8 protein-coding genes are annotated in these 11,933 nt (G+C 46.3%); all 8 read right to left on the reverse strand.

Going from position 1 to position 11,933, the window contains the following annotated elements; translation table 11 throughout:
* Window positions 1–103: 103 nt before the first annotated feature.
* Window positions 104–2,503 (reverse strand): type VI secretion system Vgr family protein, encoded by a 2,400-nt coding sequence (locus tag JK188_RS13385; protein ID WP_211885983.1) that lies wholly within the window; start codon window positions 2,501–2,503, stop codon window positions 104–106.
* On the reverse strand, window positions 2,500–5,163 hold the full coding sequence (tssH, locus tag JK188_RS13390) for a type VI secretion system ATPase TssH (RefSeq protein ID WP_211885982.1): 2,664 nt from the start codon (window positions 5,161–5,163) through the stop codon (window positions 2,500–2,502). The genes JK188_RS13385 and tssH overlap by 4 nt, the downstream gene beginning before the upstream one ends.
* 212 nt (window positions 5,164–5,375) lie before the next feature.
* Window positions 5,376–5,867 (reverse strand): Hcp family type VI secretion system effector, encoded by a 492-nt coding sequence (locus tag JK188_RS13395; protein ID WP_006660409.1) that lies wholly within the window; start codon window positions 5,865–5,867, stop codon window positions 5,376–5,378.
* A gap of 2 nt (window positions 5,868–5,869) precedes the next feature.
* Window positions 5,870–7,609 (reverse strand): OmpA family protein, encoded by a 1,740-nt coding sequence (locus JK188_RS13400; protein WP_211885980.1) that lies wholly within the window; start codon window positions 7,607–7,609, stop codon window positions 5,870–5,872.
* Window positions 7,610–7,611: 2 nt separating this feature from the next.
* Entirely contained in the window at window positions 7,612–8,268 is a 657-nt protein-coding gene (tssL, locus tag JK188_RS13405) for a type VI secretion system protein TssL, short form (protein ID WP_211885978.1), read from the reverse strand.
* A complete protein-coding gene (gene tssK, locus JK188_RS13410) occupies window positions 8,265–9,602 on the reverse strand; it encodes a type VI secretion system baseplate subunit TssK (protein ID WP_036952981.1) in 1,338 nt (445 codons plus the stop codon). The genes tssL and tssK overlap by 4 nt, the downstream gene beginning before the upstream one ends.
* Window positions 9,603–9,624: 22 nt before the next feature.
* Window positions 9,625–11,169: a type VI secretion system contractile sheath large subunit gene (tssC, locus tag JK188_RS13415; RefSeq protein WP_108477937.1), complete on the reverse strand. Its 1,545-nt coding sequence runs from the start codon at window positions 11,167–11,169 to the stop codon at window positions 9,625–9,627.
* A 19-nt stretch (window positions 11,170–11,188) separates the two neighbouring features.
* Window positions 11,189–11,686: a type VI secretion system contractile sheath small subunit gene (gene tssB, locus JK188_RS13420; RefSeq protein ID WP_036952987.1), complete on the reverse strand. Its 498-nt coding sequence runs from the start codon at window positions 11,684–11,686 to the stop codon at window positions 11,189–11,191.
* Window positions 11,687–11,933 lie beyond the last annotated feature (247 nt).

An 11,933-nucleotide genomic window follows, 5' to 3' on the forward strand; every position in this document is an offset into this window, starting at 1 on the left:
ATCTATGATGATATCAATATAATTTAATTGATAACTGAGACTATGTTCTTTTAACTGTTTTATCCAGTAGGTAATTAAATTTTCTTTAGAATTGGCAGTTATATTATTCACGATATATTATTCCTAATGCAGATTCTTGTGCTTTTTTTAAACACTCTTCACACACAGACTTTGGCAAGTCAGGTAATGGGAAATCTTTACCTTGCGGAGCATCCCACACATGTTGGCCTTTTAGACTGATACGACTTGGGCTATGTATTTCTATTTGCCCATCAGGGGAAATATGGATATAGCCACCGCCGCAACCTAAAGTTATACCATTTTTGGCAGTGAGCTGGATATGCCCTTGGGTTGATTGCACTGTGATATCTTTCAGTGCAATCGCATCAAGCTTATCGCCGTGTGATTCTATTTCGAAAGTCCCCTTACCTGAAACGAGACGAACCCCTTCTTTTTGCGAAAGTAATGAAATTTTTTGACTCGCATTCACACTAATGTGTTCACCACTGGCAATGTGCATTTCACCCGTACTTTGAGAATAATGAGCTTGCGCACTTTGCAACAAAATTGATTGTTCAGTAACCAGTCCAATTCCGTCAGTCGCATGTATTAACGCAGCGGGAGCGGCCAAGCTTTCAGTGTTTTTCTGAAGTGCTTTTAAACTGTCCTGCTCAGGAGATACGTTTTTATGCTGTTTGGTGATTTCTCCCCAACTGGTCAATTGATTATTTGCACTTTTTACGAGTGATATTGCGGGAGCCATCGCCAACACATCCCCACCGGCCTTATCCTGCTTATCGGTGGTAATAAACAACCCTTTACCCGCACGAATTGCACCCCAGCTATCTGTACGTAGCTCAAAACCGTCACCGCGTTGTTCGCGCTCGGCGTTGACCAAATGCCCCAAGTTTAACTGGGTTTTTCCGCCATACTCGGTGCTGAGCTTAATATGCTCTTGCCCGCGTTTATCCTCCATGCGCAGCTTGTTATTCGCAGGCGTGCGGATCACATTGCGGGTGTTATTTTTATCCGTAACGTGGTCGGGGTGGCGGGAATCATGTAGTGCGTGGGCGATGTAAGGGCGGTCTGGGTCACCCTCATGGAAAGCGATAGCGACTTCAGTCCCTTGAATTAGCGGGAAATGGATCCCATAAGTATCACCCGCGTAAGGTTTCGCCAAGCGCACGGGCATACTTTCATAGCCCTTGGTTTTATCATCGCGATCCGCATCGAATTTGACCCAATAAAAGCCGTGTTCATTTTGGTGAGCATAAATGTCGTGGTCTTTTGCGCTGGTGACACGCGCCATTAATGTTCCAGCAATGACAGGACGTGGTTTTAGAGCAGGGCGCCAGCACAGTGATTCAGTGTATGGCACGGCGTCAAAGCGAACAGTCAGCGCTTTATCTCGGCTGGCAGTAAAACGTAGGCGAGTAATTAAAATCGGCGATTTGAATACGCTGGGTAACGTCGAACTGAGCGGGTTATCTTGAATGCTTAATACTAATAATGGCGTCAGGTCTGCTGCGCTACTTTCTCCGCGGAGTAAAGTCTGACGAGCTAAAAAGCGCTCGTGATCGAGTCTTGCCCAAAAGTTAGCGGTTTCGGTTTCAGGGCGAATTTTGTCCCCACGGGTTAGGTGGCGGCCTTTATAGTGATAAACATCGCCGTAGTTGATTTTTTCGCCATCACCGCGGGTCATGTCTGCGACGGCGGAAATCAACGTATCTTCCGCCAGTCGGTGGTTATAGTCTTTGGCAAAAACAGTGCTTTCAACCACTTGATGACGTAAAGATAATCCCCAAACACTGTCAACATGGTTATCGCTCAGCCCTGATGGGCTATTTAATGGCAGCGTTTTGTCATACACATAACCGCGTTGGCTGTCCGTAAAGTGGAGCACCTCGGTTTGGGTATCATCTTGTAAACCAAAGCGGTAAAAAATACCCACTTCACTGAGTAAACGCTCGATAAATTGGCGGTCACTTTCGTTAATTTGGTTGATTTGTTCGCGTTTTGGGTACTCTTTTTCGAGATGAAATTCGAATTCCCAGCCTTTGAAATTATGTTCGCGCAGGATCTGTTCAACCACATCAGGGATGGATTGGTTGATAAAGAAACGGTGGCTGCGAATTTGATGGCGGAGTAGCGCAAAAAAAGGCTCAATAACTAGCTGGTAGCGAGCTTCATCCGCAGAGCCAGAGAGACGACGGAAATCCGTGACCACGCCATGAACGCGCTTGGCAACGCTCGGCTGAGTGGCGAGCCCCATTAAGTTACTTATCGGCGCGGAAAAGGTCAGGCTGGCATTACGGCGCAATAATTGTTGCGCAGAAAGATCTTGGGCGGAACAGGTAAACGTAATTTGATAGCGATAGGTATCGCTAGCGGCCTCACGCCCCGTAAAATGTTCAACGTCCAGTAAATCTGAGCAGCCTTGCACTTCTAGGCGATAGCGGTTTTGACCTTGAAGGAGGTTTTTGGCTGTATCGAGTAGGCTCATGGATTTATCTCCTCAATATCACTGAAACTCAGGGTGATCCCGTCTTCTTCGCTATACCCTAAAGTCAGGCTTTGCGCTTGCTGGTGGTTGGCTTGGCGCATGAGTAATTGCTGACTCAGTACTGGTAAAATCTGCTGATTCAGTAGGCTGTCTATATTGCGAGCGCCGGTATCGGGTAATAAACAGGCGCTCACGAGTGTGTCATACAGCGCTTCTTCGATAATGCCTTCAAGCTTGTAGTGGGTGTAAAGACGCTTAATGACGCTGCCCAGTTTCATTTCAACAATTTGGCGCAGAGCGGCTGGGCCTAATGGGCGATAAATTAAGGTTTGGAAGCGTGCGAGTAAGGCGGGTTGGAAGTGGTCGCGCAAAGTTGGGCGCAGCAGTTCTTGCAGCTCGCCGTCGGTAGACTCAGGGAACTCTTCGAGTTGCTGCATAAGCAAGTCGCTGCCCAAGTTGGCTGTCATTAAGATCACGGTATTACGAAAATCAATTTCACGACCTTCGCCATCGCGCATAAATCCACGGTCGAAAACTTGATAAAACAGATTGAGCACATCGCGGTGGGCTTTTTCCACTTCATCGAGTAACACGACGCTGTAAGGGCGTTTGCGAACGGCTTCCGTTAAAATCCCGCCTTGACCATAACCCACATAACCTGGAGGAGAGCCTTTTAATTGGCTGACGGTGTGGGCTTCTTGATACTCGGACATGTTGATGGTGATTAAGGATTTTTCGCCACCAAACAGGACATCTGCCAAGGCGAGTGCGGTTTCAGTTTTACCGATTCCGCTTGGACCCACTAATAAAAATACCCCTTGAGGGCCATTTTCTGAGGCGAGACCCGTGCGAGCAGCACGCAGTCGTTGTCCAAGCCCCAGTAATGGGCTTTCTTGACCCACAACACGTTTGCTTAGCGAGTCTTCTAACTCCAGCAGTTCGGTTTGTTCGTCTTTTAAGAGGCTGGATAATGGCACACCCGTCCAGTCGGCGATGACAGTGGCAACGGTTCTGATATCCACATCGGGGGTGATCAGCGGCTCATTTTGTTGAACGAGTTCTAATTGTGATTGGATATCGCTGACATCTTGGGATTGACGGCGCTGTTCTAAGAGCTCGCTGATAAGGTTTTTTTCTTGCTCAAAACGCTGTTCTAACTCAGCCAGCTGTATCGCTATTTGGGCATCTTGAGTGACTAATTCGCTCAGTAGGGATTGGTTGGTGGTGTTGCCAATCGCCAAATCATCAAGGATCGCTTGCTGTTCAAGTTCTAATGCATTGCGCTTGGCCTTTAAACGCGTCAATTCTTCAGGGAGTGTATCGAGGCTCATGCGGATACGGGCGCTGGCGGTATCGAGCAAATCCACGGCTTTATCGGGGAGTTGGCGACCGGTTAAGTAACGGCGAGATAAGGTAACAGCGGCTTTGACCGCATCATCGGTAATGTGAACACCATGATATTTGGCGTAGCGCGGTTTTAGCCCCCGCAGCATTAAACAGGCTTTTTCATCATCAGGTTCATCGACTTTGACGACTTGGAAACGGCGTTCTAAAGCGGCGTCACGCTCGAAATATTGTTTATATTCAGACCAAGTGGTGGCGGCAATCGTGCGTAATTCACCACGGGCAAGGGCGGGTTTGAGTAAGTTAGCGGCATCAGCGCCACCAGCTTGGTTGCCTGCGCCAATGATGGTATGGGCTTCATCGATAAACAGTAAAATCGGAGTAGGAGATTGTTGTACGGCTTCAATCACGTTTTTTAAGCGCTGTTCAAATTCGCCTTTGACGCCAGCCCCCGCTTGCAGTAGACCTAAATCTAATGTGCGTAATGATGTGGTTTGCAGGCTGACAGGAACATTACCTTCAACGATACGTAGGGCTAAGCCTTCCACTAACGCCGTTTTCCCAACACCCGGTTCGCCCACGAGAATGGGGTTATTTTTGCGACGACGAGAAAGAATATCCACCATTTGACGTATTTCGTCATCACGTCCAAAGACTGGGTCAATCGCGCCTTCGCGTGCTTTTTCGGTCACATCCACCGTAAATTTATTCAGCACGGCCAGTAAGGCATCATTCAGTGTGTTACCGATGACATTCGGTGCTGGAGCTTCATTTGTTGATTGCGTTTCAAGTGGCGCTTCTGCCGGCAAAGATTGATTATGCGCCGCAAGTTGCTGAACTTCAGGGCGCTCATCGGATTGCGCATCAAGCATCGGTCTTAAGCGTTGTAATTGTGTGATGCTTAAGGTCATTAATGGCCAAAGGGCGTCGTTCGGAACTAAAGAGGGTTGCTTCACCATCGCCGCAAGAATATGGACACTGCGAATGTGCTCGATATCTTCATCCAATGAGGCTATCACCCATGCGTTTTGAATTAAGTTTAGGAGTGATTTTGAGAGGGAGGGGCGGCTATGGATAGAGCGGGGTAGGCTGTCGATTTCTGTTAACAGACTTTGCCAAAGTGCAGAAATATCCCATTCATAGCGGCGAGCTAACACGGTGATATCACTTTCTCCTAGCTCAAGCAGCTTGAGTAACCAATGTTCGATGGTGACCTCAGCATGGGCGCGTGTTTGGCACAAGGAAGCTGCTGCCTCTAGTGCATTTGCACAGAAAGGGTTTAGGCGACGCAATAACATAACTGAAGAATTTTCCATGTTCTCTCCCTAGATAATCTGGTGGATATCAATGTGTTTAGGCACGCTACCGCCCCTAACCGTTAACCGAGGTTCATAAGGTGATATTCGCGATGGGAATACGCGATTGAAAGCGCGTATAGCTTGTTTAATGGCAAAATGTGTTGTGTGTGAGTGATGTTGCGCGAGGGGCGCAAGAAAAAAGCAGACGCCGAAACGCCTGCTTGTCTTAATTAAGCGGTAGCACGCTCATTCCAAGAATCGGAATGGATGATGTTGCCGTCTTTGTATGTCCAAGTGATTTTTTCATAGCGCAGCTCAATCTCTTCGAGATGGTTGTGCTTCTCTTTACCTGGATCTTTGATGTCGTGCATTTTTGGAGCGACTTTCACGACTTTGACGTTTTCAAGTTTGGTGTTGAAATATTCGACTTCTTGTCCTGCGTCATCAATGCGATACCATTTGAATTCCGCTTCTTTCAAGGTTTGACCCGTGGTCACAGCCTTGTAAAGGTAAGGGCTTGAAGCATCAATTTCTTTAACGAAAATGAATGGCGTATGGATACGAGTACCTGTTAACTTACCGGTATTGTTATCCGTTGGGATGTACAGGTTATGGTCTTGAGCAACCACTTCGATGCTGCCTTCACGGTCTTGTACGTCGACAGAACCTTTAATTTCAGCACCGCCATCATCTTTCAGCCATAAATAAACTGGAATAGCCATAACTACTTCTCCTTTAGTGTGGAATGTGTACCACCATCCATCGATGGTACGGTGTTGACGCCTAATATCTGACAAGCTTCAGCTTGCGGTATCAGGCGAATTTCTACGCGGCGATTGCGAGCTCGTCCGTCAGCGGTGTTGTTGTCGGCAACGGGGTTATTTTGTCCGTATCCCTGCACAGCAAAGCAGGTTGGCGAGATATCGCTGGTTTGGATCATCCAATCACGGACAGACTCTGCGCGTTTTAAAGACAGTTTTTGGTTTTGTTCTGGATTCCCGGTGTTATCGGTATAGCCAGAAACCATAATTAACCAGCCGGGTTTGGCTTTGATATTGAGTAGCGCATCAACTAACACTTTGGTCGCGCCCGTTTTGAGTGTGTATTGTCCAACATCGAATAAGGACAAACTGTCCAAAGTGACGATTTGAGGTGGTGCAGCTGGCGCTTCAGGGGTGATTTCAGGTTGAGAAGGCGCCCAACTCCCTAGCAGAGTATGTAAGTAAGGCAATATTCGATTACCTTGATATAACGCTAATGAGTAAGCACTTGGGATCCCTTCACGCTCCCAACGTGCAAGCTCAGCGGCGTCATCTTGGAGCTGCTGATAAGCGGTTAATTTGGGTGCGAGTGGAACTTCTGAAAGCTGAGAGAAACGAGCAATATCTTCACCAATATGGCGAATGAGTTGCTGGTTATGGTGGTAGCTACCGACTAAAGCACCCACTAAGAAAACCCCAAAAATGAGGCCAATTGCACCGAGGCTTTTTTCCGTCCGGCTTAAGCTAATATCATGATGCAAGCGGCGTAGCATGACATCCGGCAAAGGGAGTAAATCAGTTGTTTGTACTGAGGAGCGCAATGGCAATGTGGTTTTTTCTTGAATGAATTGCTGCCATAAATTACTTGGCTGGCTACTGATATCAATCCACTGAATGGCCCATGCTGAAGGGATTTGCTTCGGCGCACCAGCTTGAGGCAGGGTGAATTGAGGCACTAAAACTTGGTTTAGCCAGCTTTGTAAGGTATCTAGCCATAGCGAAAATTGCAGGCTTTGTTCTGATTGTCCGAAATGCGTAGGTAGCCACACGGAGTAAGGGACTGACATCGCACCTTCTTGCTCTACTTGAAATTCAGTTTGGTGGCTGAGTAACGTCATCCAAGGTGTATGTTCATCATCAACATGCATAGCGGTATCAGTATGATGAGGTTTAGAAAGGTATACCGTTACCCAAAATGGCAATTTAGCACCGATTTTTTGACGGCCTTCCCCAATCGCTCGACGCCAGTTGAGTAGCGCTTGTGTCAGGGTTTCTTGTTGGGTAAGTTGCTCAGGTAATACAACGTAAAGTAAGGATAAATGCCCAGATAGTGAAGGGGCATATTCCACCAATGCGGCAATCAGTTTAACGAGCTCAGTGGGTGCGGATACACGAATGTACCAACCTTGACTTGTTTCTCTGTGTAATTGGTCATCAAGGAATAGTGCTTGAGATTGACCGCAGACTAAAATGACAGGCCCCTGATAATTATCAGCCGGAAATGCGCCCGTATAATCATGTTCAGTGGATAGCACTTGGCGTCGCTGTTTATATTGCCAAAACAACATTCCCCCCGTCAGAACTAAGACGAAGACGGAAACAAAAATGGTGACACTTTGCCCTAGAGACCAAAATCCCCAGAGTAGCCACAAAAAAAGCCCCGTAGCAAAAAGCGTCAGACACTGTTTGATTGGATTTTGCATGCCTATCCTTGTGTCATCCACTGTTGTAGTAAATGTTCTAACGATGCACTGAATCCCCACCACATGGCGGCGAGTACGAGGATGCCACCTACCCAACCAAACCAGTAAAGTCTGCGACGGCTAAACCGTAATTTAGGTTTTACGACGAGAGGCAATTCTGAAGTGATCAGATAGTCTGGAAGTTGAACATTGAGTTGAGCGACGATGCGCTCACGTTCTGGCGCCTCTTTTTGGCGAAACTTACCGACAAATCCGAGGGTAAGCACGCGATGAAAACAGAGCAAAACGTCAGGATTCGGGGCGGTTTCATTTAAAATGCTGCGTAGGCGATCCCAAAGTTTGTCTCCCGCTTCTAATGTATTGAAGTAGCGCGCTTGCAAAGGAGATTGGATCCATGTGTTGTAGCCATCATCTTGGTGTTGGCGATTCATCACAGATTCATCAATCAGAGCACATTGAGCGTATTGCATATGTTCAATGGCGGATTCAGGGTAGCCATGTTCGAGCAGTTTTTGACGTGTTTCATCAATGAGTTGGCAAACTCGACGATAAAAACTATCCCCATGAGTGATGGCGGTGCCTTGATGTAATTGACAAACCATCAGCCAAGTTTGGGCGAAGATCATGTCGATAGTATGGTGCGATGTTGTATTGTTCATGAGCGAAGTACCGCAAACAGCTCTAATTGAATGTCACCTAACGTGCTTGGAACATAGAATGCACATTGCCCAGAAGAGAGCATGGCTTGACCCGCAGGTGTTTCAATATCTAGCGCAAAATATTGATTTTCTAAGCGAAGAGGAACCGCCGTTGGGACATGACTGAGCGGTTTCAATGGAATACCATTGAGTGCCACATTAACGACGTCAGCCACATCATCACTACTACCCGCTTTGCAAAGGAGTGGAAATTGAGCGATTAATAAGTGAGCAGGCAATGATGAGCGAACCGATAAGTAAAAATCGGCTTCTTCACGTAATCGACCGTCATGGAGTTGACCTTTCCAGAATGGACCTTCTTTCGCCAGTTCAATGCTAATCACGCGAGAAGGTAAACTGGCTTCAAGCAGTGTATTTAACAAGGCAAAAAGAGGTGGGAAAACGAGCTCTGGCTGCTCATGTTTGTACAGCGGGATATCTTCCAGCTTACTTTCTAAAGAAAAAGTTAATAAGCTGCCCGCTAAACGAGCTAGCTCCCGATAGAGTAATTCAGGATGACGATGTAACGCTGTGCTGAGTTCATTGAGGACAGGCTCGGCACTATTGAGTGAATTCAGTAACCAAAACAGTGAGACATCAGCGACCACAAAGTCGGCCATTTTTTCATTACTTTCACGACGTAGTGCCATTAAACGACGGCGCTTAGCCACTAAACGGTGCATAAACTCAGAAAGTAATGTTCGTAATTCAGCACTTCCCTGGCAGGAAAGTAAGGGGGGAATGAAGTGGTTATCAAATTCCCACATCCCCTGAGCGTTGCGAATAAGGCGTGCAACAGGGCAGGTCATATAGGCTTCATTCTCATCATGAGCGAAACGCAGTGTTGCCACGTGACGTAGCACGGCAATGTCTGTTTGTTCATGCCCTAATAGGTCTTGGACTTTAACCCATTCTTGGCTAAATCGGCGTGGTCGATCGGTTCCTGTTTCGGGAACTAAGTTTCCACCATTGGCTAACATTAAAGGCAGCGCCAGAACGATATCCAATGACTGGCGATCTGCATAATCATTGAGGGACAATACCGGAGGAAGGGCATCAGCTAAGGTTGTGTCAATCAGTGTGCCGTCGTGAAAGCGCACCACGATTTTTTGGGCGCTTACGCGAGAGAGCGTTAATGCACTGACATCAAACTCGGTATTAATGACGCCCCACGTGGAGGCGATACCCATTTGTGCGACGACTTCAGCAACATGACCGTCCCAACGGGCTTGCTGTTGAAATTGCTGAGGGGCCAAAAAGGCCCCGTCTGTCCATAGGGGACGGTAGATTTTCATCCTGAATGACCTTTAATAACCGTTAGGCTTTAGCTTTAGGCATTTGAGAAACTAGCGATAAATCAACATCCATACCTTCGACTTGGAAGTGTGGAACGGCGTACAGTTTCACACGGAAGAAGCCTGGGTTATCTTCGATATCCTCAACAACCACTTTTGCATCACGTAGTGGGTGAGAAGCTTGTAAATCATCACCTGGATCGGTCATTTCAGTGACTAAGCCACGAACCCAGTTGTTGAGTTCTAATTCAAGTAAGCGTCTGTCTTTGGTGGTACCAATGTTTTCGCGTTGAATAAGCTTCAAGTAATGGGCGATACGAGACAGTAAGAAAATGTACGGTAAGCGGGCATTGATACGGCTGTTCGCGGTGGCATCAGCGGTATCGTATAACGCAGGCTTCTGTGCCGAGTTAGCGGAGAAGAAGCAGGAATAATCGCGGTTTTTGTAGTAAGACAGCGGGATAAATCCAAGATTGGCGAACTCAAATTCACGGGTCTCAGGGATCATCACTTCGGATGGAATTTTTACCTGGCTACCCGTACCTAAATCAAACAGGTGGATTGGGAGATCTTTAACGGCACCACCGGCTTGAGGTCCACGAATTTGTACGCACCAACCGTTGTTGATAAAACTTTTTACCATGTTGGCAGCAAAAGCAAAGGTGGCGTTGGTCCACAGGTATTTTTCGTGATCAGGGCCTTTAACTTCTTCAACGTAGTTGAAACTACGAACAGGCACGGTATCTGGACCGTAAGGCAGACGACCAAGCACGCGAGGCATGGTTAAGCCGATATATCGAGCATCATCAGAGTCACGGAATGATTTCCACTTGATGTACTCGGCGCGGTCAAAATAGTTGCCAATATCTTTGATTGCCGCCACTTCTTCCATCGTCTCTTTGCCAAAGAATTTTGGTCCCACAGAACCAATAAATGGCATATGTGCGGATGCTGAGACTTTGGAGATGCTACGCAGTAAGGCGATATCTTGCGGGCTACGGTCAAACTCATAGTTGGAAATCATTGCTGCGATAGGTTCACCGCCTGGGGTGTCATATTCCGCAATGTAGGTATGGTGATAAAGGCCGCTTTGAATGATTTCAGGGCTATCTTCGAAATCCTGACGTAAATCGTCTTTAGCAATATCTAACAGCTCAATTTTAACGTTTTGACGAAAATCAGTGCGGTCAACGAGGAATTTCAAGCCACGCCAAGTGGATTCAACTTTTTGGAAGTCTTGGTGGTGCATGACTTCATCCAGTTGTTGGCTGATTTGCTTATCAAGTTCAGCGATATGATGGTCAAGTAGGTTTCGGTCTAAACGCTCGACTTTTTGACCTGATGATTTTAAACGGTCTAAGAAGACTTGAACGGCGACAGTGACACGCTCATCAGCCGTTGCATCTGCCAAGGCGGCATTGTCTTGGAATGCGTTAATATCACTGATTGATGCGACTGGTGTTAAATTGATTTTTTCGAACAAAGAAGCGTAAACGCCTTGGTTTGAGGTGTCATCCAGCACAGTTGTTGCGCCTTGAGTTGATTCAGTTTTTACAGACATCAGCATAATCCTTTAATAATCCAAATTAATCTTTCTTCGGCGCTAGCTGTGCTAGTTCTTCACGAAGTTCATCACTGAGTTCTGGATCCTTAAGGATGTTTTCCAGTTCACGGCGGAACGTTGCGTTATCGAGGAGATTAGATTTCAGGTCACGCAGCAGATTGCGCATAGCTAACATTGCGCGCAGTTGAGGAATTTGACGGGCAACTTGCTCAGGCTCAAAATCTTTCATGTTTTTGAAAGAGAGGTTGATGCTTTCTTCACTTCCATCACCAGCAAGGGTGTTTTTCACCGTGAGGTTAATGGTCGGCGCAAATTCAGTGAGTACACTGTTAAAGTTATTTTTATTGATATTAACTTTTTCGCGCTCAGATAATGCTCGATTATCTTGTCCATTGCTGTAATCACCAACAGCTAATAATTTAAGTGGTAATTCCACTTTTTTCTGCGCACCACCCGTGTGCAAGTCTAATTTGATATTAACCCGAGCCTTCGGTACTTCATTTTGGAAGCTATCTGACATTTTAGGAGTCCTTTAGTGGTATTACTCGCTTTAAATATGAATTATTGGTAAATGAAATATATTCTTTAACTTTAATTTGGCTTAAATCAGTTTGCTATTTTATATAATTTTAAGATGGATAGATCAAGGTTTCTAATGGATTTGATTTTATGTTTGAGTGCGATACAACGTATTTTTACGTATGTAAACCTATTTAATTAATTAAAAATCATTTAAAATCAAAGTTGATGTGTATTCACAATGAATG

Source organism: Providencia sp. JGM181 (genome assembly GCF_018257375.1).
Classification (GTDB): domain Bacteria; phylum Pseudomonadota; class Gammaproteobacteria; order Enterobacterales; family Enterobacteriaceae; genus Providencia; species Providencia lanzhouensis.

What these genes read in the sequence shown, in the direction of transcription:
- tssC (WP_108477937.1), bottom strand. Translation starts at nt 11,169, where the DNA reads ATGCTGATGTCTGTAAAAACTGAATCAACTCAAGGCGCAACAACTGTG.
- tssL (WP_211885978.1), bottom strand. Translation starts at nt 8,268, where the DNA reads ATGAACAATACAACATCGCACCATACTATCGACATGATCTTCGCCCAA.
- JK188_RS13385 (WP_211885983.1), bottom strand. Translation starts at nt 2,503, where the DNA reads ATGAGCCTACTCGATACAGCCAAAAACCTCCTTCAAGGTCAAAACCGC.
- JK188_RS13395 (WP_006660409.1), bottom strand. Translation starts at nt 5,867, where the DNA reads ATGGCTATTCCAGTTTATTTATGGCTGAAAGATGATGGCGGTGCTGAA.
- JK188_RS13400 (WP_211885980.1), bottom strand. Translation starts at nt 7,609, where the DNA reads ATGCAAAATCCAATCAAACAGTGTCTGACGCTTTTTGCTACGGGGCTT.
- tssK (WP_036952981.1), bottom strand. Translation starts at nt 9,602, where the DNA reads ATGAAAATCTACCGTCCCCTATGGACAGACGGGGCCTTTTTGGCCCCT.
- tssB (WP_036952987.1), bottom strand. Translation starts at nt 11,686, where the DNA reads ATGTCAGATAGCTTCCAAAATGAAGTACCGAAGGCTCGGGTTAATATC.
- tssH (WP_211885982.1), bottom strand. Translation starts at nt 5,163, where the DNA reads ATGGAAAATTCTTCAGTTATGTTATTGCGTCGCCTAAACCCTTTCTGT.